We start from the raw sequence: 21,456 nt of genomic DNA, 5'->3' as shown, positions 1-21,456 counted from the left end.
GACGCTCGCACGTACAACCGTCAGTATAAGTGGACCCAATACAAAAGTGCAGGCATGCCAGAAGATCTCGAAGACCTCAAGCGCGGGACTGAACTGGTCAAGCGCGGGTTCGCGAAGATGCAGAAGGGCGGCGTCATCATGGACGTCGTCAACCGAGAACAGGCGCGGATCGCCGAAGACGTGGGCGCGGTCGCGGTCATGTCTCTGGAGGCTGTCCCGGCGGACATCCGCAAGCGCGGCGGCGTCGCCCGGATGGCCGATCCAGCGGACGTCGAGGAGATCATCGACGAGGTGTCGATCCCGGTGATGGGCAAGTCCCGGATCGGCCACACCAAAGAAGCCGAGATCCTCGAAGCGGTCGGCGTCGACATGATCGACGAGTCGGAGGTACTGACGCCCGCCGACGACCGCTATCACATCGACAAGCGCGACTTTACCTCGCCCTTTGTCTGTGGCGCGCGCAACCTCGGCGAGGCGCTGCGCCGGATCGACGAGGGTGCGGCGATGATCCGGACGAAAGGCGAGGCCGGCACCGGCGACGTCAACCAGGCGGTCCACCACCAGCGCAACATCAAGGGCTCGATCCGCAAACTCGAGGGAATGACCCACGAGGAACGCGAGAAGTGGGCCCGCGAGCACGAAGCGCCCGCCGATCTGGTCCACGAGACCGCCGAGATGGGGCGGCTCCCGGTCGTCAACTTCGCCGCCGGCGGGATCGCCACGCCCGCTGACGCCGCGCTGATGATGCACCACGGCTGTGACGGCATCTTCGTCGGCAGCGGCATCTTCGGGGCCGAGGACCCCGAAGCGATGGGGACGGCCATCGTCGAGGCCGTCAACAACTGGGACGACCCCGAGAAACTGGCCGAGATCTCCTCGAACATCGGCTCGGGTATGAAAGGCGACGCCAACGCGGACCTGCCCGAGGAAGAGCAGCTGCAGGATCGCGGCGTCTAGACGTTCCGGTCCATCGGATCTTCGAGCTCGCCGAGCACTTCCTCGAAGGCGTCGGTCGCGGTGACGAGCCCGACGACCTCGCCGCCGTCGAGCACCAGCGCGAGTTCCTGATTCTCTGCCTGGCACTGGTCGATGAAATCGCTGACGACCGTATCGGCCGCGACGGTCATCGGTGGCGTCGCCAGCGCTCGGAGCGTCGTGTCGCCGCGCTCCAGCGCGTCCAGGTTGTGAAGCACGGTCGGCGCGTAGATCACGCCGACGAAGGCTTCGAGTTTGTCCTCGACCAGCGGGAACCGCACGTGGGGCGTCCCGTCCATTCGATCGAGGTTCTCCTCGAGATCCGCTTCCGTCGAGAGCGCGACGATCGCCTCGCGGTCGACCATGATGTCCGCGACGGTGCTATCCCCGATATCGAGGGCGTTCAGCACCTCCGAGCGGCGCTCGTCGCTCAGTTCCCCTTCCTCCAGTACCGACCCCAGACGGTTCCGCAGTTCCGCCCGCGTCTCGATGGAGTCGGTCTCGGTTTCGAGCCACGCGCCGGTCATCTCGATCCCGAAGAGCTTGAGCGTCCACTTGGCGACGCTGTCGCCGACGATGATCATCGGCGAGATCAGGAAGTGAAACCAGTACAGCGGCTCCGCGCCGTACCTGGCGACCATGCGCGTGCGCTCGACGCCCAGATACGTCGGCGTCTGCTCGCCGTGGGTGAGGTGGACGAGATTGATGATCAGGAACGCGATGACGCCGCCTGCACCTGCCGACGCAAGTGCCGTGTTAGCGAACACCGGCTCGAGCAGGAACGCCAGCGCCGGCTCGGCGACGATCCCGACCGCGATGCTGGTCGCGGTGATCCCCACCTGACAGCTGGTGAGATAGATCTCCAGGTCGCTGGTCATCTCCCAGGCGCGACGGAGTCCCCGCGACCCTTCCTCAAGGAACTCGTCTTTGCTGTACTGGCGGGTGCGTGTCAGCGCGAACTCGATCGCGACGAAGAACGCGTTGCCGAGGATCAGTCCGATCCCTGCGATCAGCCGAGCGACGATCTCGACGGTGGACATCGCCATAGCGTCGGGTGTTCGATGCGGCGCGTTATCAAACTCTATGATTCGTAGACCGTCGCGCCCTCGCCGATCCGGGTCTGGTAGGCACGCGCCTCGACGCCGGCGTCGTCGAAGGCGTCGAGCATCGCAGAGGCGACTCGGGACTGATCGTCTTCACGACAGACGGCGAGCACCCCGGGACCGGCACCGCTGATCGTCACACCCGTGCTGCCGGCCTCGAGGGCTGCCTCGCGGACCTCGGCGTACCCGTCGATGAGTTTCGCCCGCGCGGGCGTGACGACCGAATCCTCCATCCCGCGTCCGATCAACTCGGGATCGTCGCGGTACATCCCCGCCGTCAGCGTCGCGGCGTTGCCCACGGTCTCGATCAGTTGGTCGACACTCGTCCGCTCGGGGACGACTTTCCGGGCGTCACGCGTCGAGACGACGATCTCGGGCAGACAGGCCACCAGCGCCACGTCGGTGTCGACCTGGGTGACGCCCTCGGGGGTCGCGATCGTGAACCCGCCGAGGATCGCCGGCGCGACGTTGTCGTCGTGGGCGTCACCGGAGACGACGGCCTCACCTTTCGCGGCGATCGGCACCAGCTCCTTGCGGGTCTTGCCCCGGTCGTAGAGTTCGTTGAGCGCGACCGCGGCCGCGGCAGCACTGGCAGCCGATGACCCCAGCCCCGAGGCCGGTCGAATGCCCTTGTCGATCTTGATGTGTGCGGGCGCGTCGAGCGCCTCGGCGACTGCGCCGACCGTGTTCTTCTCGGGATCCTCGGGGATGTACTGGCTTCCCGCCCCCGTCACTTCGATCGTGGTCCGGTCGGCGCGCTCGACGCGGACCACGTCCGCCGGGTGGGAGAGCGCCACACCGAAGACGTCGAAGCCACTCCCCAGGTTGGCACTCGTCGCTGGCGCCCGCACCGTCAGCATACCCTGCCGTAGCCGGAGTACCCGCAAAAAGGTAGCGGACTGGTAGTGACCGTTATCCGTCTGTTCCGGATCGGCCGCCCGACTGCGAGCGGTCATATCGGTAAGTCGGTGCAACGGTGGTGATGACACACGGATGGAAAGACCTTTTCGCGCCACCGCGGAACGCTGAGACATGATCGGCGTTGTCGGCGGCGGGATCGCCGGGCTCGCGGCCGCCTATCGGCTCCAGCAGCGCGGCCACGAGGTCGAAGTCTTCGAGGCCAGCGAGCAGCTGGGCGGGCTCGCGGCCACCTACGAGACTGCGGGCGATCCCGTCGAGCAGTACTACCACCACCTCTCGAAGTCCGAAGGGACGATCCTCGAACTGGCCGCGGAACTGGGCGTCGATGTCGAGTGGCGCTACAAGTCCGACGCCTTCTACGTCGACGGGCGGATCTACCCGATGGACAAACCCTGGGAGATCCTCGCGTACCCGTATCTGAGTCTCTACGACACGTTCCGGCTGGGGATGCTTGTCAGCGAGATCGACGTCCGCGGCGGCCGGCCGCGGTTCGACACCTACGACGACCTCGAAGACTTCGAGGACGTCCCCATCAGGGAGTTCCTGCTCGAGCATACGACTCGCGGCGTCTACGAGTACTTCTGGGAGCCGCTGCTCGACGCGAAGTTCGGCTCCCGGAAAGCGGACGTCTCGGCGGCCTGGCTGCTGGGGCGGGTCAAGTTCCGCGGCGAGCGCGACCTCCTGCGCGGCGAGCAACTTGGATACGTCGAGGGGGGTTTCGGTCGACTGCTCGAGGCCCTCATCGAGGCTGTCGGTCGCGAGAACATCACGACCGGCGCGCGAGTGACGGAACTCGACGCCAGCGACGGCGCGGTCGACTCGCTGACCGTCGAAACCGACGACGGCACGGCCACCCGCGACGTCGACGCCGCGATCGTCGCCGCGATGCCGAACGTCCTCGAGGACCTGACGGGCTATCCCTGCAAGATCGACTTTCAGGGGACCGTCTGTGGGGTCCTCTCGCTCGAGCAGTCGCTGACCGACACCTACTGGCTGAACCTCATCGACGACGCCCCCTTCGGCGTGCTCATCGAGCACACGAACTTCATCCCCGAACAGCGCTACGGCGGCGAGCACCTCTATTACCTGGCGAGTTACGTCCAGGAGTACGACGAGCAGCTGTGGCAACTCGACGACGACGAGGTCGAACAGCTGTGGCTCGACGGCGTCGCAGACCTGTTTCCCCACTTCGACCGGGAGTCGGTCAACTGGATGAAGATCGCGCGCAATCCCCGGACGGCCCCCGTCTACGAGCGGGGCTATCTCGACATGGTCGTGCCCTACGACCTGAGCGAGGAGGTCGCCGAGGACGTCTACTACGCGGGAATGGCCTCGCGGGCGCAGTATCCCGAACGGTCGCTCGACGGCGCGATTGAGGCCGGGTACGCGTGTGCGAATCTGATCGAGTAACGGCTATCCTTCGATCTTTTCCTCGTCGACACCCGGCGCGGCCTCGACGTCGACCTCGTCGGGTTCCTCGCCGCCGCCGACCACGAGTTCGCCGTCGCCGGTCTCGACGTAGACATCGTCCTCGAACCCGCCCTCGGCGTAGGGATGTTCTGGTTCCTCGAGTCGCTCGGGCGTCGAGGGCGCGTTCGGGAGCCCACCAGCGGGCTCGAACTCCCCGAGCGGGTCCTCGATCGCGATACCGTAGGTCTCGAAGAACTCGGCGTAACGATCGTAGTGGACATCCAGTTCGTCGCTGGGGAACTCCATCATCTCGGTCCAGCCGTGATTGTAGAAGGCGAAGTTGGCCTGGATGTGGGTTATCTCGCGGGCCTCGGCTTCCGGATAGCCGTCCTCTAGCGCGGCGACGTAGGTGTCCATTGTCGCCTCGAAAAAGACGTCGAGGTACTCACGCCGATCGTCTTTGTAACTCTCCTCGGCACGGTCCAGAAAGACGGACGTGTGAATGTCGACCAACTTGTCGATGGCGTACTCGCCGACGACGGGCATGGTCAGCGCCTGCTTCGCGGCCCAGTGGCGGACGTTCTGACGGATCTTCATCGACGGCTGGTATGGAGTTGTTCGGCTTGAACACGGCGGTACCGGCAGGCCACACGCGATTCCGGCAGGTCACACGCGCTGGTTCGGGCCGGACCCGACGCTCGTCGAGAGCCCGATCGCCGCCAGCAGCGTCCCGACGACGACGTACAGCAGCAGGGACAGCCCGGTCACGAGTTCGCCGGTGACGAGCAGCCACCCGGCCAGCGCGAGACTCCCGACGACGAGCACTACGCCGAGCGCGATCAGCCGGCGGCTGAACCGATCCAGCCCGAAGACGCGCGAAATTCTGTCACGCATATCTCGTCGTACGGTCTCGACGCTGAAGAACGTTTGTACGTTCGGGAAACATCTGTATTTATCATCGGGTATCGAGGGACGGTCGTGTGAGATTCCGTTCACAAGGAGGTGTCGCGTGGTCGGCCCGGAACAGACCCAAAGCGGTCACTATCAGCCGTCGGAGAGATAGCAACCCACATTAGGGGCCAACACGAACGGGAGGCCATGACCACGTCGCACGTGATCCTCGGCGACGGGATCGCGGGGAGTTCCGCGGCAGAGACGATCCGCGAGACGGACCCCGAGGCCGACGTTACCGTCGTCACCGAGGAAGGTGAGGCGCTGTACAACCGGATTCTCATCAAGGAGTTCGCGAAGGGCAAGTTGCCCGAAGCGCCGGTGTCGATCCACGAACCCGGCTGGTACGACGAGCGGGATATCGACCTCGAACTCAACACGCACGTCACCGGCGTCGATACCGACGACAAGACCGTCCACACCTACGACAGCGGGACCTACGAGTACGACAAACTCCTGGTCGCGACGGGCGGGACGCCGCTGCAACTCCCCGTCGAGAACGCCGACGCCGAGGGGATCCACCACTTCTGGACGTTTCAGGACGCCCGGAAGATCCGAGAGCACGCCGCCGAGGCCGAGAAAGGCGTCGTCATCGGGGCGGGCCTGCTCGGGATCGATCTGGCCGCGATCTGTGGCGCGCAGGGCGTCGACGCGAAGTATCTTATGCGGGGCAACCGCTGGTGGCGCTACGCGCTGAGCCTCGACGGTGCCGAGATCATCCACAGGGCGCTCGAAGAGATGGGCGTCGAACCGGTCTTCGAGAGCGGACTGGACCACTTCGAGGCCGACGAAACCGGCCACGTCAGCGGCGTCGTCGACACCAACGGCGTCACTCACGAGGCGGAGTTCGTCGGGATCGCCGTCGGGCTCGATTACAACACCGAATTCCTCGAAGACACGGCGGTCGAGGTCGACGACGGCGTGCTCGTCGATCAGTACATGGGGACGAACGTCGAGGACGTCTACGCGGCCGGCGACATCACCCGGTACTACGACGTCATCCTCGAGGATCGGACCCAGAACGGCTCGTGGGGATCGGCCAAGGAACAGGGCGTCGTCGCCGGCAAGAACATGGCCACCGACGAGGCGACCAGCGAGTTCCGGTACGTCCCCTCCTACTCGATCACGCACTTCGACTTCCCGTTTCTCTCCTTCGGCCACCCGACGATCGGCAAGGAGGAGGCCGAGCGCAAGTATTCCGACGACGAGTGGCGCCGGCTCACGTTCAAGAACGGGAAACTGATCGGCGGCGTGTTGATCGGTGATCTCTCCCAGCAGAGCACGTTCAAGAAGATCATCCGCCAGGAGCGCCCGGTCGCCGACCAGAAGGAAGCGCTACTCGAGAAAGAGGTCGATCTGGACGCGCTCGCGCCGTCGCCGATCGAGTGACGTCCTCCACACGACTGAAGTCCTGGGGATTCCTCCGTGGGCAATCCGGCCAGCAGATAGGGCAACAGGCCGCGCCATCGGCCCAACTTCCTCATGCAGGAGATTCCACGCCCCACCGACGTCACTATACGCGTCCAATTCACACTCGTGGACAGCGGAACGCGTCACCATCACGAACCACGCCAGAGATTCTACACTCAGTCTCGTCGTACACGCGTGAATCCGTTTGCTCGTGTACCGGTCTTCGGGGTGTTCTGATTGCGACTCGGCAATCAACTCGGACAGTACTTGGAACCGGTCGAACTCGGGGCGAGCGTAGTACACGGCGGTTTCCCCAGTCGTAGTGACAATGGCGAGGGTATTGTTCGCGCCTACGTCGATGGCGCCAGCATATGTCGTGTTCTCGGCGTCGAGTGTGTGAGTGAAGGTATCCAGTCGCTGTTCTTGCGATGTGTCTGGCTGTATGCGAACTGGATGCTTGACACGAAGCTTGCTTGCCGCCTCGTCGTAGAGATACGAGGATTATCGGTACTCGAAACGGGACAGCTGCATACGAAACATCGCACGCGTTCTCCGACTCTCGTCTTCATCCATTGAGGACGTTCACGAAGTCGCTTACGAGTATCAGCACGTTTCCGATCAGCGCCACATACATTCCGAACCCGATGTTACCATTGATATTGGATGTGCTACCGAATCTGATCAGTACAATGAGCACAAGCAGAAACAGCAGGCTCAGCGACCGACCCGCTATATCAAAGATATCGGATCCACTCTCCGCCAATTGATCCAAGACTGTCGTGATCGGAATAACGACTGCGACGACGATAAATATGAGAAATCCGGTATCGATGGCGATCAGGTTCAATAGACTCGCACTACTGACCTCCGATAGTACCAGTTCGCCGTTCTCCGCGACGACCCACGGCAGCGCGACCGAGACGATCATCAGCACACTTCCGACTGCGGCGATGAGTTTGCTCGCCTGCGCTCGTTCCATTCAATGTCACTAGCGTATAATCGGTGAAATAAGTTGCCACTTCTTTTTGATGCTATGACTCCGACGAAGAGAACTCGAGGTACAGAGCGACCAGTTTCAGGCTGGCATACCCGACGAGCATGAGGCTCCCAAGATAGAACGCTATCGAGCCAAACAGCCTCCAGGGAATCAAGCCACTATCCGCGCTTTCGTCGTCGCTTGTGTTGTTTTCGCCGCCGGTTGACAGATTCCCATCAGGTAGCGCGGTTTCTGTCGGAGTTGGCGTCGGTGCCTCGGTTGGCGTTGGCATCTCGGTTGACGTCGGTGTCGGAGTTGGCGTCGGCGTCTCGGTTGACGTCGGTGTCGGAGTTGGTGTCGGCGTCTCGGTTGGCGTCGGTGTCGGAGTTGGCGTCGGTGTCGGAGTTGGCGTCGGCGTCTCGGTTTTGGCCTCGACGGTCAACGTTCCGGCCTGGCTTTCGTTGTCAGTTGTGATGGTGTACGTGTACTCCCCGGCGTCCAGCGAACTCGTTTCGATGTTTTCGAACGCGACTGACTGGCTGTCTCCCGTCTCAAGAGTCACGTCCCGAGATCGAATTGTTTCACCGTCGACTTGGAGCGCGACGGTCTCCGTCCCTGACTGGACCTGGTTCGTTACAGTCGCAGACACGTCGAGAGTTTCGTTCTCCGTGACCGTCACCTTGTCCGGCGATAGATCGGACACCGTGAAGTACGGTCCGGAATCGAGCGTCCCAGGCGGAAACGTCAGATCGAACTCTTGTGAACCTGCTGTCGGGTTCTCGTCCGTTTCGGCTGCTTCTATCCGCGTGCCGTCGTCTTTCTCGATGTAGAAGTAGACCGTAGCATTGGTATTGCTGCTGACCCGCAGTTTCTCGTTCAGCCCGGAGCCACCGTACTGGCCTGCGGGATCGACCTCGATGCTGTCCTCGACGTTACCGTCGACGACAGCGAGTATCGTCGTGCCGGCGGGGATATCCGTTCCGTCTTCGGTCTGTGCCGCTCCATAGTAGGAACTCGGTGCGGTCTGGCTCGTCGCGATGCCGACTCCGGCGATCGACGATATGGCGACGGCGAGCGTAAGGACGACTAGTCTATAATCGCTTCGGCTCACTCTCGTCAACGGAATAGTGCGCATCGGTTAAAAAACTGAGTTTTACTCCGCGTCAGGCTCTGTCGCCGGCCACGTATGCGATGATATCGACGTTCCGAACTTCGGTTCCGTCTTCGACGTAGACAAAGTAGCCCTCGAAGCTACTCACATCTGTGTTCCCATCGACACTCTTGTATCCGGTCTCTCCATCAGTCTGATCTAGGTCGGAGTCTGTACGCACGTAGACTTCGACGTTATCGTTGCTGTTGACATCGACAGCACCGCCGAGATCGTTTGTTGCAGCGTGGCTCTCACCCTCCGTGAGGTCGATGGAGGTCCCGACGAGGTTCCAGCCGTCGTGGAGCGTTCGAGCCTCAACCCCCTCGTCGATCGACATATCGAAGACGTAACCTATCCGTGCGTCGTCGGATCGACCTTCGACGTAGTATCCTTCACCCGACTGGGTGCCGTCGGGCAGCTTCCACTCGCTCTCGTCGCCTTCGGCTGTCGGATCGTACGTGAGCACGTCTTTCACGTCCTCGACGACAAGTCTCTCAGCCGGCATGGGCGTTCCCATCGCCTGGAAGCCCTTGTGGAGGTCTTTCGCCTCGTGGACGAGTTCGACCTTCGCGGTGTCCGCGTCCGTGACGGTCCCGGCGATCTCGACGGTCGCCTCGCCGGTGGCAGCCGTGTCGGTGACGGCCGTCGGGTCGATAGTCGTCTCCAAACTGCCATCCTCGACGGTGGCCTCGTAAGTCGTCTCCGTACCCGCGATGCGAACAGTAACGTTAGTCGGGCCAGTGATCTGTTTGCCCTGTGGATCCGTGATCTCGCGGGCACTGACTGTTAGCTCTTCCTCGTCGTGCACGATGCCGACGAACTCCTTGTCGACGGTAAGCTCCCCGACGCCCGCGACGTTCGTCTCCAGATCCAGCGTGTCGTTGTCAGTCTGCTCGTTGCCGAACGCGTCGGTGGCAGTCACGTCCAGGTCAACGGTCCCATCACCGGCAGTCGGACTATCGACTTCGAAGGTCGTCGTGTACGTGTTGCCGGAATCAGCGGATAGCACCTCGTTTTCGGCACCGCCGAGCGGTGATGCGTCGACAGTCACCGTATCGACGCCACTCGTCTCGTCGGTCACACTCGCCGTTACGTTAACGCTGTCACCGTCTTCGATCGTTCCGTCGCCGTCCGTCCCGTCAGTCGCCTTGACCGAATCGATCGTCGGGGGAGTACTGTCGACCTCGTAGCTCACTTCTGTGGCCTCGCCCTCGGGGTGTGGGATAGTGACATCCCTGGTGTTCCCAGCAGTATCGGTCACCCGGATGCTGACGTCGTACTCTCCGTCAGTACTGATACCCGCGTCAGTGGTGTTGTACTCCCAGCTGGTGGTTCCAGTAGCCTCAACCCACGTCTTTTCATCAACAAACGAGCCGCCGTCGTAGTAGTATCCGGAGCTGTTCTGGACGGTCACTTCTACTGTCGCGACAGCCGTGTCGTCGCTAGCTGTCCCATCGATCAGCGGGTGGTCCGTCAACTCTGCACCCTCTGTGGGGTTGTCGAGACTCGCAGTCGGCTTCGTGTCGTCGACGATGACGGTTGCACTCGCCTCAGCCCCGTCAAAATCCCTCCCCTCGTCGGCGAGAATCGTCACGTCTCCCTCGTCCAGAGAGCTGTCACCGCCCCCGAACGTAAGATTACTTAGGTCGATATCGACACTGAAGTCGGTGTCGACCGACTTCGTCACGGTCGCCACGTCTTCATCGACGGGGTCCTGCACAAGGAACGTTACGTTGTTGTTTTCGTCGCTGATATCTCCATTGACTGTAATCGTCCCGTCCGAGGGGACAGCATCCTCATCGACTGTCAAGCCACTAGCCTCGGCCGCAACGGGGCCGCTGATTGGGGCTGTCACTACGACCACCGACGCCACCATGATCATCGCGAGCACGACAGCTCGAAGTTCCGTTGTTCGCTGGCTCATCTACGACCCCTCCTCCGTTTTTGCGCAGCTGGCAGGTCAGCTGACCCCGGCCTGATAGTAATTCCCTGTTTTCGCAGGACTGGCCCGAACATACACTAGCTGTGTAGGTTATATCGGATAAACAATTCGGACCATTATCAATTTCTGAATTCACTGCCAGCCAATACGACGGCTATCAATGGTAACAGAGTCTCGTCTCTGTCAATTTGCTTCCGTCATGTTTGACCGAAGTCCCACGGGTCTTTTTCTAGGGGTGTCGAACATGCGTTCTAGTTCACCAGTCGGGGACGCCGCAAACCCCTACAGGGGGGAGCAGTCGCCACGACACATTGACTAGTTGTTGCTGTTCGATTTTTTCTCATCGGTAGTGCCGGGCGGTCGTCGGTCCGCGTTGACATTCCTGGGCCGTTCGTCGATTGCCTCGTCCGTCGAGGCGGTCTCTACTGGTCCCGTACCCGCTGCTGGGGAGTGGGAAGCAGACGGGGACGCAACTGGAGTCCACTCGGGGTCGAACAGCCACGGGAAGAAGCTCCAGGATCGTACGGAAGACGCAGTCTTCTGTGATGACGAGAGACGAGTCTCTCGAACCACTTGATCCCGATGCAGTTCACCGGTATCGTGACGCGGTGTTCGACCGACTGCTCGCGACAGTGCGGTAGCGTTCGGGGACGTGAGGGCGAACGGCCGCCGGGAGCAACCCGACCAGCGTGACGGCGATCGCCGCCAGTCGCTTGCGCAGCAGCGTATACCCCAGTGAGACGGTCAACGCGGCCGCGATCACGAGTTGCAACTGGCTGTCGGTCCAGACCAGGGCCGGCACGGCGAACCCGACAGCGAGACCGAGGTCGTGGGGCGAGCCGTCGTAGGGAACGAGCCGCCGGGGCGACAGCCAGCGACCGTGGTAGTGTGAGTATACCGCCCGCTCTGAGGTCCCCTCCCAGGGACGGAGCTCGAGCCCGCCGCCGAGGACGTCAGTCGCGCCGTGGAGGGCCCCACCGGCGGCGAACGACGCGAGCGCGACGGTCACGGGGGACGGAACGAGCAGGGCGACCCCGACGGCTGCCACCGCGACCATCGGTCCGTACACCGGGAAGTGAAGCGTCCGCCGGTGGCCGCGGTACAGGTCCAGATCGGGAGCGATCCCACCGGCGAGTCCGGCGGCCATCGCGGGGGTCGCGTGTTCCGGCACGAGCACGGCGATGACGGCCCCGAAAGCGAGCCCGACGAGGCCGTGTGTCGTCGCCATCATTGTGACCTCCGTACGAGGTCACGTCCTATAACAGTATCGGGAGCCGTGTCTCACCGGGAAACAGCGGTGCGGGAGTTATACGTATCGCCGCGTCACTAGCGACCGGCATGCGACTCGACTGGCGGTCGATCCTCGTCGGATTCGCGGGTGCCGGGATCGTTCTCTCGGTGCTGTTGTGGGTCGTCGGTATCGACGGCATCGTCGCACGGCTGCGCGAGGCCCGACTCCCTGTCGTCGCGGTCCTGTTCGGCCTGGTCCCGCTCTGGCTCGCTGCCTGGGGACTCTGTCTCCACGCGGTCTTGCGCGCACTCGGAGCGCCGATGTCCCGGGTGCGGTCGGTCGTCGTGTTCGTCGCGGCGACCTTCGCGAACCAGGTCACGCCGTTCGGACAGGCCGGCGGCGAACCGATCAGCGCGCTCCTGATCTCCGAGGCGGCCGACACCGACTACGAGAACGCGCTGGCGGCGATCGCGAGCGTCGACACGCTGCATTTCTTCCCGTCGATCGGGATGGCCGTCGTCGGGTTCGGGCTGTTCGCAGTGCGCGGGTTCGCGTTCGGTCGGAACCTGCTTCTCGCCGCTATCACCGTCGCGGCGCTCGTCGCCGGGTTCGCCCTCGCGCTGGCGGTCGGCTGGCGGTTCCGCGACCGGATCGAATCGGGGGTCCTCACGGCTCTCGTGCCGATCGCTCGGCGGGCGGGCCGTTTGCTCCCGCGCGTCAGTCCGCCGACCCGCGAGACCGTCGAGGAGCGAGTCGACGGCTTTTTCGCCTCGATCGAACGCATCGCGAGCGATGGTCCCAGCCTGTTTCTGGCGGTCACGTTCTCGTTTGCCGGGTGGCTCACGCTCGCGGTCTGTCTGTGGGTCGCGCTCGCGTCGATCGGCTCGACCGTTCCCTTCGCGGCGATGCTCGTGGTCCTGCCCGTGGCGAGCGTCGCCGGCGTCTTCCCGGTCCCCGGCGGTCTCGGGGGTGTCGAGGCGGCGTTTATCGTCATGATCGTCGCCACGACCGGCGTCGCCACGACCGCCGCGACGGCCGCCGTCGTCATCTACCGGGGCGTGACCTACTGGCTTCCCATGCTCGTCGGCGGCGGCGTCGCTGCCGTCCTCATCGACGACCGATATCGCCGCCGTCGAGGGTGACACTGGTACGTCCGAACCAGAAACAGTGGATGCATTTTTATATGATGGCTGTCACAACTCCGGCGTATGCCCTCCGCTCGTCGATCGCTCCGCGCGCTCGTCGGTATCGGGTTCGTGCTCGCTACTGTAGCGCTCTCGCTGTTCGGTGATCTCACGCAATTTGCGCCGCCGCTCGGCGTCCTCCTCGTGCTCCTCGAGACGCGCGTGTTGCTCGGCGTTGCGCTGGCCGTGTTCGCGCTCTCGCTGGCCCTGTATTTGGTCTCGCTGTCCCGAGAAGACCCCGAAGCGCTGGTCCGTTCGGGCCGGTCGGTCGAGGCGGTGATCCCCGTCTACGACGAGCCCGAAGTACTCCATCAGTCGGTCGACAGCCTGCTCGACTCTTCCTACGAGGACTTGACCGTCACGGTCGTCTGCGAGCCGGACGACCAGCCCACGATCGACCGGGCCGCGGAACTGACGGCCGACGCCGATCACGCCCGGTACGTCATCAACGGTCGTCCGGGATCGAAGGCGGGGGCGCTCAACGACGCCATCGAACGCAGCGACGCTGACGTCGTCGCGCTGTTCGACGCTGATCAGCAGCCCCACCCCGACCTGATCGCACACGGGATGGCCGCGCTCGAAGCCCACGACATCGCACGCGTCAGGAGTCTCCCGCGACCGGGCGGGCTTCTGGAGTCGATGGTCTACTACGAGTACCTATTGCTGTTTTTCCTGCCACAGAAACTGGCTCGCTTCCTGCTGGGGCTCGGTTTCGTCGGCACCAGGAGCGTGCTGATCGAACGCTCGGTGTTCGAGGCGGTCGGGCACTTCGACGAGGACGCGCTCACCGAGGACATGGACTTCACCCACCGGTGCCATCGGGCCGACCTCTCGATCCGGGAGCTGCTGTACTACCCCTGTTTCGAGGAGCCGGCCCACACGCTTCGGGACTGGTGGGGCCAGCGCGTCCGCTGGCTGACCGGTCACGTCGCAGTCTGTCACCGGCATCTCCGGGGCTGGCGTCACGCCATCGATACCGACTTTCTTTCGTCGATGCTTACGCTCGCTGGAACGTTCGTCGCCGGGATCGTCCTCTCGATGACGCTCCCGAAACTCGTCGTGGCGGCCACTGCCAGCCCCGTCCTCGTCGCCTTGGGCGTCGGCGGGATCTACGGCCTCGCGCTCGTGACCCGCGTCGTCGACAACCACACCGCCGGCATCGACGGGTTCGGGCTCGGGTGGCTGCTCATGCCCGTTGCGTTGACGCTCTTCGGGCTCGTCGTCGTCAGAGTCGTCGTCGGTTACGCGCTCGGGCAGCGAGGACAGTGGTATCAGGTCGAAAAGCGCGGCTGTTCAGATCCGGATCTGGTCTCGGCGGACGACCGACGGCGAACCGAACGGAGCCACTCCGAGTCGGACTGACCGTCGTTCCGCTCCTGGGTTGGATCCCGACCCCGAGAAAGGCGACGAGCAGGCGAACGCGAGAATACCGAGCCGGAATTTTAGGTCGAGGCGGCCCCGAGGTATCCCCGCGTTGCGAGGACTCCGTCGCCGTCCAGTTCGATATCGTCCGGCCCAACGATCGTCGTCTCCAGCAAGACCAGAAAACCGCGCGTGGCGTCTCCGTCGGGCGATACGACGATCAATCCAGCGGCTGTGCCGCGTCCCGCTCGAGCAGCGGCTCGGCGTTCGCTTCCGGGAGCGTCACGATATCGTCGGTCGAGAGGTCGTATTCACGCTGATCGACGCCCAAAATAGCGCCGATGTCCGCCGTGATGCGCACCGTCCGCCGGTCGACGCGCTGTGCGTCCGTGTCGCCGGTCGGGCGAGGGTCGCCCCCTGACGGTGTCTCCGACCCGCCCGCTGGCTCGGGAGCGCTCCCGTCGGAACCGGACGGGGGACCGGGCTCGCTCGCCCGCGCGCTGCCACCGTCGTTCATCACGTCCGCCGCGGCCAGCGCTTGCTCGCCAGCCGAAGCGTCGTCCCCGGCTCCTCGTCCGGCGTCTTCATCGTGGGGCGGACGACTGCCGCTCTCGACGGACGACGGCTGACCGCCACTCTGAGCGGGTGACGGCTGACCGGGGTTTTCGACGGGCGACGGTTCGGCTCCCGGCTGTTCGGTTGTCGCATCGGACTGCCCCGCACTCGGGTCGGCGTCGACCGGCACCTCGCCCGCGATCTTGTCGAGGACGTGCTCGCGGTTGGCCTCGATGTCGGCGACGAGTTGCTCGAACATCTCCTGTTCCTCGGCGGTGAGCCCACCGTCGTCGACCGGGGAACCGTGCGCCGCGAGCGACGCGTTCTTGACGATCTTGGCGACGCGGCGCTTGTGGATCGACTCGACGGTCTGTTCTGCGGTCTCGATCTCGTCGGACAGTCGACCGACCTCGGGATCGTTCCAGGGGTCGTCAGCGCGCTCGGCGGCCCGGTCACGCGCCTCGCGCAACTGCTGGATGTACTCGCTGGCCTCGGTGTAGAAGGAGTCGCGCAACTGCTGGAGGCTATCGGTCTGGCGCTCGCGACTCTTGACCGTCTGTAGTTCGTCGAGATCCATGCTATTCCTGGCCCTTCTCGGCGCGGCCCCGGGCCATGAGGAACACGCCGAGGTACTCCGGAACGGAATGCACTCCCTCCGAGAAGGTAAAACTATCGCCGTTGAGTTCGCCCGCTACTTCCTCAGACACGTCCACGGTAATCTCGTGGCCGACGAACGTCTCCGGGACGGCGTCGACCAGCGGATCGAACGCGGACAGTTCGTCGCGGTCGATCCGTCTGACCGCCAGCCCGCTGCCGCCGTGAAGACTGCCCGGCAACCGGATCAGTCGGTTCGTATCGGTCGTGACCGGCTCGTCGATCGGCGCGTCGTCCCGTTCGACGACCTCCTCGACGAGCGCTTTCGCGACCGAGAGAAACGCCGGGTGGATGTCGACGTTCCCGGCCCGGAGCTGGTCGGTGTTCGATCCCATTGCCCGGAGTGCGGCCTCGGCCTTGCCGTCGCCGATTCCCTCGTACTCGGTGAGTCGCTCGATCGCTTCGGATTCCTCGAGCGCGAGCAGTTCCTCGACGATCGCCACGATGTGCTCGTGTGCGCGCCCGCCCCAGCCGCCCTCGGTCGGCAGCGTCCGCTTGTGGGCGGGACTGCTCCGACCGGCCGTCCCGCCGACGGCCTCCTCCTCGACCAGGGCGTCGAACTCCAGGCCGATCCCGCGAACGTAATCGACGATCTCCCGGCGGGACTGCCGGTCGAGTCGCCGTACGTCCCGGTCGCGGACGTGCACGTGATAGCCGCGACTGCCCGAGAAGACGACCGTCAGGTCCTCGAATCCGAAGTCGCTCTCGAGAAAGTCCAGCAGACGACCCAGCGCGTCCTTGCAGGCCGCGAGCATCTCGGCGTAGGTGTCCTCGCCGGGCGAGACCGACGGGAGGTGATCGGCGTCGAGATCGAACACCAGGTCGGAGGATCGCCATCCCTTCTCGCCCATCGACGAGGCGCTCGGGTCGTCGTACCGGCCGGCGGAAAAGTAGACGTGCCGGGGCCGCTCGCGCGCGAGGAAATCGTCGATCGAGCCGAGATCCAGCAGCGACCGGTGACGAACCATCGTCGTCCCGGGGCCGGACGTCCAGGGGATATAGCCCCACTCGCGCTCGCTGGTGTCCGGCGGCGGCGTCAGCTCGGCCCGCCGGTAGTAATCGCCGAACCGGCCCCGGAGATATGCGCGCGTCCGTTCTTCCATCGACTCACTGTTTGCGAACTCGGGGGTAAAGCGTTTTCGTCACCGATACCGGCGGCCGGTGTCACGCGATCATCGACCGAGAAACTGCGAGAGCCGCTCTGCGATCGAGCCGTCCTCCCCGAGTTTGAGATAGTAGGCGTCACCGCCGTCCTCGTAGTAGTCGTCGATCCGTCGCTGGATATCGAAGCCGACGTGCTGGTAGAAGGAAATGGCTTCCTCGTTCGTCGTCCGGGCGTGACAGGTCACCGCGTCGTAGTCCTCCGCGACCCGGGCGACGAGGCGCTTGCCGAACCCCTCGCCGCGATACTGTTCGTCGACGGCCAGAAAGAGCACGTATCCGTCGCGTCGAACCGCCGCGAACCCGATGAGTTTCCGCTCGCGGGCCCGGTTGAGATAGGCGTAGACTTTCGATCGGCGATAGGCGTTTTCGAAAAAGCGCCGTCGCTGGCGCAACACGCCCTCGGAGCGACGGATTCGCTCTTTGAGTTCCCACGCCTCGCCGATGTACTCATCGCTGCCGCGGTCGACGACCCGGGTGTCGACGTTGATGCTCACTAGCAGTCAGTAGCGGTGATGCGAATATAATTTTTCCGCCCCGGGCGTGTCTCTGCCCCAGCCGGCTCGGGCCGCAGGCGCGACACTCGCCCGGGCGTCGCGACCACCTACGCGATCGATTCGACCGTATCGAGCACCTCGTCGTAGTCCGGCTCAACGCCGGGGTCGTCGCTGACCCACGCGTACTGGACGACACCGTCACCGTCGAGGACGAACACCGAGCGCTTCGCCACGTCGTACACGCCCAGATCGTCGAAGTCCATCGCGATGTCGTACGTCTCCACGAGTTCTTTGTCGGCGTCGCTGATCAGATCGAACGCAAGTCCGAGCTTCTCGCGGAACTCGTTCAGTGCGAACGGCGAGTCGACGCTGATTCCGTAGACGGAAGCGCCGGCGTCCTCGAACGCCTGCAGCCTGTCCTGGAAGGTGTTCATCTCGTGGGTGCAGACGCTGGTGAACGCGCCCGGGAAGAACGCCAGCACGAGCGGTGCGTCCTCAAGGTGTTCCGAGAGTGTGAACGACTCGATGTCGCCGTTCGCGAGCGGTGCGGTGAACTCCGGTGCGGAGTCGCCTTCGGATAGCATAGCGAGCATCGATACGACTGCCAGCGGGAAGACTGTGCCGCCACCGGCGAGTTTCGGCAGGTGCGGATCGAGACCGGAGCGTCCGTCTGTCGGGTTCCTCATCGGTCTCACAGTGTGGTGTCTAGCAAAAAGCCTATAATAGCCAGCAAGCAAAGGGGAGGTAGAGATGTTCAGTACAGTCCTACAGATCCCGGGGATCCCAGGGGGTCCCGAAGTGCTGCTGTTGCTGTTGCTCGTCGTGCTGTTGTTCGGCGCGAACAAGATCCCGAAGCTCGCCCGTTCGTCCGGGCAGGCGATCGGTGAATTCCAGAAGGGGCGCGAACAGGTCGAACAGGAACTCGAAGAGATGAAAGAAGGTGAGACATCCAGTTCCGGGGAAGACGAGGAGGAAGAGGAGCCCGAGTTCGGGACCGAATCACAAGTCGAACCCGAAACTGAATCGTCGTTCGACAGCGACACCAAACAATAACGCTCGTCGTTCTTCCACCCCGTCGAAGTCCCCGCTTTGTCCGGCCCACAGCGGGCCGGGCCGGGCGAACGGTCACTACTGTCGTATCCAAACTGTTTTGAATGTGCCTCGCGCTACCCCAGAGTACCAATGGCAACCAACGTCGGCATCCTCGGCGCGACCGGGGCAGTCGGACAGCGACTCATCCAGCTGCTCGATCCCCATCCGAACTTCGAGATCACGGCAGTCACTGCCAGCCAGGACAGCGCGGGCAAGACCTACCGCGAGGCGGCCAAGTGGCGGATCGACACGCCGATCCCCGACTCGGTCGCCGGCCTGGAAGTCCGCCAGACCGACCCGACCTACGTCCCGAACGACGTTGAGCTCCTCTTCTCGTCGCTTCCCTCCAGCGTCGGTGAAGCCGTCGAGCCGAAGTTCGCCGAGGAGGGGTACGTCCTCTCGTCGAACTCCTCGAACTTCCGGACGGATCCCGACGTCCCGCTGACGATCCCCGAGGTCAACCCCGACCACCTCGACCTGATCGAGGTCCAGCGCGACGAGCGCGGCTGGGACGGCGCGATCATCAAGAATCCCAACTGTTCGACGATCACGATGGTCCCGCCGCTCGCGGCCGTCGATGCGGCGTTCGGACTCGAACGCGTCGACGTCTCGACGCTACAGGCCGTCTCCGGGGCGGGCTACTCCGGCGTCACCTCGATGGAGATCATCGACAACGCGATCCCGCACATCGGCGGCGAAGAGGAGAAGATGGAGACCGAATCGCGCAAACTTCTGGGCGAGTTCGACGGCGCGGCGATTCGCTGGAACAACTTCGACGTCGCCGCCTCGTGCAACCGGATCCCGACGCTCGACGGTCATCTCGAGAACGTCTGGGCCGACACCAGCGAGGACGCCACGCCCGAGGCGGTCGCCGAGGCGATGGAGTCGTATCCCTCGGCCGAGGACCTCTATTCCTCGCCCGAGCAGTTGATCCGGGTCTTCGAGGAGCCCGACCGTCCCCAGCCCCGGCTGGACCGCAACCGCGACAACGGGATGGGCATCGCCGTCGGCGGGATCCAGGAGACAACCGAGGGTGTCCAGTTCAACTGTCTCGCGCACAACACGCTGCGCGGCGCGGCCGGCGCGTCGATTCTCAACGGCGAACTCCTGCTGGAAGAAGGGTATATCTAGGGGAACGGATGGTGTTCCCGGTCGAGGCGTGACTCGAATCCGAGCGACTCCGGTACGGTTCTGGCACGTTCGCCGAAGTACGCGTCGTCGAAGAACAGTGGCTGTGCACCGGGAGCGAGCACGCGCACGGCCTCGAACCCGACCGACGCGACGTCGCGGGTCGTGATGCGAGTCGCGTACGCGTCCAGATCGGCGTCCGCGAGTCGGTCGAGGACCAGGTCCAGTTCGTCCTCGTCGGACGGCACCTCGTCGGGGCCCACGCTGGCGGCCGGCACCGACCGGTCAGCACCCATGAACGCCTCGATTTCCTCTGGGAAGTCGGCGTACCAGCCGATCGCGCCGCTCGCTTCGGCGGCCTGCTCGCGTCCCATCCCGTCGAGTTCGAGCCAGTTCTGGACGGCTTCGGCGAGCGCCGACCGCGCGCCGGCCTCGGCGTCGAGGTCGGCGGCCGATCCGAGCGCGAACCGCGGCCACTCCGCGTTCCGGTGGACGGCCACGGCGACGACCGGGATATCGATATCCTGCGTCAACAGCAGCGGCGTCACGGACAGGTTCTCCGAACGGGCGCGCCCGGCCAGTTCGTGGAATCGGTCGTCGCTCACGTCCAGTTCCAGCGGCTCGAACGTGGAGTACCACGACAGCATCGCAGCGTCGCGTTCGACGATCTCGTACAGTCCGGCGAGCAACGCCCCGACCGTCGAACGTTCGAGCCCGAGTCCGGTCGTGATCGCCGGGCGGATGTCCTGCTCGTGTGGCGGATAGTAGACGAGCTCGGCCGGGAGCCAGGCGTCGTCGCCGCTCTGGAGATGTTCGCCGGGCACCCACTCGCGCCGCGCGCTGTCGTCCGGCCGGCCCGGCGAGACGAACAGCGACGGCGTGACCGCGCCGTCGAGGTCGGCTGCTGTGGCCTCCCTGAAGTCATCGGTCCGGTAGACGCCGGCGCAGTACCGCTCGAGCCCCTCGCCGAGGGCCTTCATCAGCGCCTCGTTCCAGTCGTCGGAGACGCCTGCGGCCTCCTGGCTGGCCGTGACGTCGCTGAAGCCGTTCGTGTCACAGACCTGCGCGAGGTAGTACGGGGCCGGATACGATTCGGCCTCGCCGACTTCGGTGACGATTCCCGTCCGCTCGTCGAGCGCCTGCTCTGCCAGTTCGAGAGACACCTCGAAGTCACCGTCGGACGTGTCGCGTTCGATCGCCGGCGACGGAGCCGACCCGCACACACAGCCCGGGAGTTCGAGCAGCGGATGCGTTGCCTGCGGGATGGTCTGTGCCTGCCCGAACAGCGGCGAGTCGCCCCCGGTCGCCGCCGTCGACGCGGCCCGGCCCGCGATCGCACCCGCGAACCGCTGGACCGGGACGGCCGGCGCGGCCGTCGGTTGGGCGTCCGGATCGACGGTCGCGCCGACCCGACCCTGTAGACACTCGTAACACCCGCTTTCGGGATCGAACCCGGCGACGGCGGCGTCGACGACCGGGTAGCCGCCGATCCCACCCAGTTCGACTGCGATCCACGGCGTGTCCGTTTCGAGCGCGTGGCTGTTCGCCCGCTCGAACGCGCGATCGCCCGCGACCGCGACGACGACGCCGAGCTGCTGGCTCCCGAACGCCGACGGGTCGGTCTGGGTCACGGAGACGTTGACGTCGGCGACCGCGGCAGTTACAGCCTCGGCCGCCGGTCCTGATCCGACGAGACCTACAGTCATCACTGACTATCCAGACGCAGGCCGGAGGAAAAAACCCCGCGGCGGGTC

The 21,456-nt window shown here is 64.4% G+C and carries 21 protein-coding genes; 7 read left to right on the top strand and 14 right to left on the bottom strand.

Translation table 11 applies throughout. The features are described 5' to 3' along the window. Window positions 1-54 precede the first annotated feature (54 nt). Complete coding sequence (gene pdxS, locus HSR122_RS06350) at window positions 55-957, top strand: pyridoxal 5'-phosphate synthase lyase subunit PdxS (protein WP_229111949.1); 903 nt, start codon at window positions 55-57, stop codon at window positions 955-957. Here the strand turns inward: pdxS and HSR122_RS06345 are convergent. Both HSR122_RS06345 and HSR122_RS06340 read right to left on the bottom strand, forming a co-directional pair. Next, entirely contained in the window at window positions 954-2,015 is a 1,062-nt protein-coding gene (locus HSR122_RS06345) for a CNNM domain-containing protein (protein ID WP_229112190.1), read from the bottom strand. The genes pdxS and HSR122_RS06345 overlap by 4 nt on opposite strands. A 41-nt stretch (window positions 2,016-2,056) precedes the next feature. Beyond that, the gene (locus tag HSR122_RS06340; protein WP_229111948.1) at window positions 2,057-2,938 is read right to left on the bottom strand and encodes a homoserine kinase; all 882 of its coding nucleotides are present in this window, start codon (window positions 2,936-2,938) and stop codon (window positions 2,057-2,059) included. Between the two features lie 172 nt (window positions 2,939-3,110). On the opposite strand from HSR122_RS06340, the gene HSR122_RS06335 reads away from it, so the two are divergent. Then, a complete protein-coding gene (locus HSR122_RS06335; protein ID WP_229111947.1) occupies window positions 3,111-4,409 on the top strand; it encodes an NAD(P)/FAD-dependent oxidoreductase in 1,299 nt (432 codons plus the stop codon). Window positions 4,410-4,412: 3 nt separating this feature from the next. Here HSR122_RS06335 and HSR122_RS06330 read toward each other — a convergent pair whose 3' ends face one another. Continuing rightward, window positions 4,413-5,006, bottom strand: coding sequence for a DUF6149 family protein (locus HSR122_RS06330; protein WP_229111946.1), 594 nt, complete (start codon window positions 5,004-5,006; stop codon window positions 4,413-4,415). Between the two features lie 69 nt (window positions 5,007-5,075). Beyond that, window positions 5,076-5,303 carry a hypothetical protein gene (locus tag HSR122_RS06325; RefSeq protein WP_229111945.1) on the bottom strand — a complete coding sequence of 76 codons (228 nt, stop codon included), beginning with the start codon at window positions 5,301-5,303 and terminating at the stop codon, window positions 5,076-5,078. A gap of 204 nt (window positions 5,304-5,507) precedes the next feature. Between HSR122_RS06325 and HSR122_RS06320 the strand changes: the two genes are divergently transcribed. After that, window positions 5,508-6,749 carry an NAD(P)/FAD-dependent oxidoreductase gene (locus tag HSR122_RS06320; protein ID WP_229111944.1) on the top strand — a complete coding sequence of 414 codons (1,242 nt, stop codon included), beginning with the start codon at window positions 5,508-5,510 and terminating at the stop codon, window positions 6,747-6,749. Here the strand turns inward: HSR122_RS06320 and HSR122_RS06315 are convergent. The 5 genes from HSR122_RS06315 to HSR122_RS06295 all read right to left on the bottom strand — a co-directional run bounded on the left by HSR122_RS06315 (window position 6,696) and on the right by HSR122_RS06295 (window position 12,069). After that, on the bottom strand, window positions 6,696-7,184 hold the full coding sequence (locus tag HSR122_RS06315; RefSeq protein WP_229112189.1) for a transposase: 489 nt from the start codon (window positions 7,182-7,184) through the stop codon (window positions 6,696-6,698). The genes HSR122_RS06320 and HSR122_RS06315 overlap by 54 nt on opposite strands. A gap of 151 nt (window positions 7,185-7,335) precedes the next feature. After that, window positions 7,336-7,749, bottom strand: coding sequence for a hypothetical protein (locus HSR122_RS06310; protein ID WP_229111943.1), 414 nt, complete (start codon window positions 7,747-7,749; stop codon window positions 7,336-7,338). Window positions 7,750-7,801: 52 nt separating this feature from the next. Further along, window positions 7,802-8,857: a CARDB domain-containing protein gene (locus HSR122_RS06305; protein ID WP_229111942.1), complete on the bottom strand. Its 1,056-nt coding sequence runs from the start codon at window positions 8,855-8,857 to the stop codon at window positions 7,802-7,804. A gap of 52 nt (window positions 8,858-8,909) precedes the next feature. Beyond that, complete coding sequence (locus tag HSR122_RS06300) at window positions 8,910-10,820, bottom strand: autotransporter outer membrane beta-barrel domain-containing protein (RefSeq protein ID WP_229111941.1); 1,911 nt, start codon at window positions 10,818-10,820, stop codon at window positions 8,910-8,912. A gap of 607 nt (window positions 10,821-11,427) precedes the next feature. After that, the gene (locus HSR122_RS06295) at window positions 11,428-12,069 is read right to left on the bottom strand and encodes a metal-dependent hydrolase (protein WP_229111940.1); all 642 of its coding nucleotides are present in this window, start codon (window positions 12,067-12,069) and stop codon (window positions 11,428-11,430) included. A 107-nt stretch (window positions 12,070-12,176) separates the two neighbouring features. On the opposite strand from HSR122_RS06295, the gene HSR122_RS06290 reads away from it, so the two are divergent. Together HSR122_RS06290 and HSR122_RS06285 are read left to right on the top strand one after the other, a co-directional pair. Next, complete coding sequence (locus HSR122_RS06290) at window positions 12,177-13,211, top strand: lysylphosphatidylglycerol synthase transmembrane domain-containing protein (protein WP_229111939.1); 1,035 nt, start codon at window positions 12,177-12,179, stop codon at window positions 13,209-13,211. A 66-nt stretch (window positions 13,212-13,277) separates the two neighbouring features. Then, window positions 13,278-14,615: a glycosyltransferase gene (locus HSR122_RS06285; RefSeq protein WP_229111938.1), complete on the top strand. Its 1,338-nt coding sequence runs from the start codon at window positions 13,278-13,280 to the stop codon at window positions 14,613-14,615. Window positions 14,616-14,835: 220 nt separating this feature from the next. Here HSR122_RS06285 and HSR122_RS06280 read toward each other — a convergent pair whose 3' ends face one another. The 4 genes from HSR122_RS06280 to HSR122_RS06265 all read right to left on the bottom strand — a co-directional run bounded on the left by HSR122_RS06280 (window position 14,836) and on the right by HSR122_RS06265 (window position 18,066). Next, window positions 14,836-15,747, bottom strand: a complete 912-nt coding sequence (locus HSR122_RS06280; RefSeq protein ID WP_229111937.1) for a DNA replication complex subunit Gins51 — start codon at window positions 15,745-15,747, stop codon at window positions 14,836-14,838. 1 nt (window position 15,748) lies between these two features. Continuing rightward, window positions 15,749-16,927 carry a DNA primase small subunit PriS gene (gene priS, locus HSR122_RS06275; protein ID WP_229111936.1) on the bottom strand — a complete coding sequence of 393 codons (1,179 nt, stop codon included), beginning with the start codon at window positions 16,925-16,927 and terminating at the stop codon, window positions 15,749-15,751. A gap of 69 nt (window positions 16,928-16,996) precedes the next feature. Beyond that, complete coding sequence (locus HSR122_RS06270; protein WP_229111935.1) at window positions 16,997-17,482, bottom strand: GNAT family N-acetyltransferase; 486 nt, start codon at window positions 17,480-17,482, stop codon at window positions 16,997-16,999. A gap of 107 nt (window positions 17,483-17,589) precedes the next feature. Next, window positions 17,590-18,066 (bottom strand): redoxin domain-containing protein, encoded by a 477-nt coding sequence (locus HSR122_RS06265; protein ID WP_229112188.1) that lies wholly within the window; start codon window positions 18,064-18,066, stop codon window positions 17,590-17,592. 166 nt (window positions 18,067-18,232) lie between these two features. On the opposite strand from HSR122_RS06265, the gene HSR122_RS06260 reads away from it, so the two are divergent. Both HSR122_RS06260 and asd read left to right on the top strand, forming a co-directional pair. Continuing rightward, entirely contained in the window at window positions 18,233-18,535 is a 303-nt protein-coding gene (locus HSR122_RS06260; RefSeq protein ID WP_229111934.1) for a twin-arginine translocase TatA/TatE family subunit, read from the top strand. Window positions 18,536-18,664: 129 nt separating this feature from the next. Beyond that, the gene (gene asd / locus HSR122_RS06255) at window positions 18,665-19,705 is read left to right on the top strand and encodes an aspartate-semialdehyde dehydrogenase (protein ID WP_229111933.1); all 1,041 of its coding nucleotides are present in this window, start codon (window positions 18,665-18,667) and stop codon (window positions 19,703-19,705) included. Here the strand turns inward: asd and HSR122_RS06250 are convergent. After that, on the bottom strand, window positions 19,702-21,408 hold the full coding sequence (locus HSR122_RS06250) for a YcaO-like family protein (RefSeq protein ID WP_229111932.1): 1,707 nt from the start codon (window positions 21,406-21,408) through the stop codon (window positions 19,702-19,704). The two genes, asd and HSR122_RS06250, sit on opposite strands and share 4 nt — an antisense overlap. Window positions 21,409-21,456 lie beyond the last annotated feature (48 nt).

The sequence above is a fragment of the Halapricum desulfuricans genome (genome assembly GCF_017094525.1).
In the GTDB taxonomy this organism is placed as follows: domain Archaea; phylum Halobacteriota; class Halobacteria; order Halobacteriales; family Haloarculaceae; genus Halapricum; species Halapricum desulfuricans.
The sequence above is the reverse complement of the archived record's forward strand: the minus strand, read 5'-3'. Positions and strand labels throughout refer to the sequence as shown.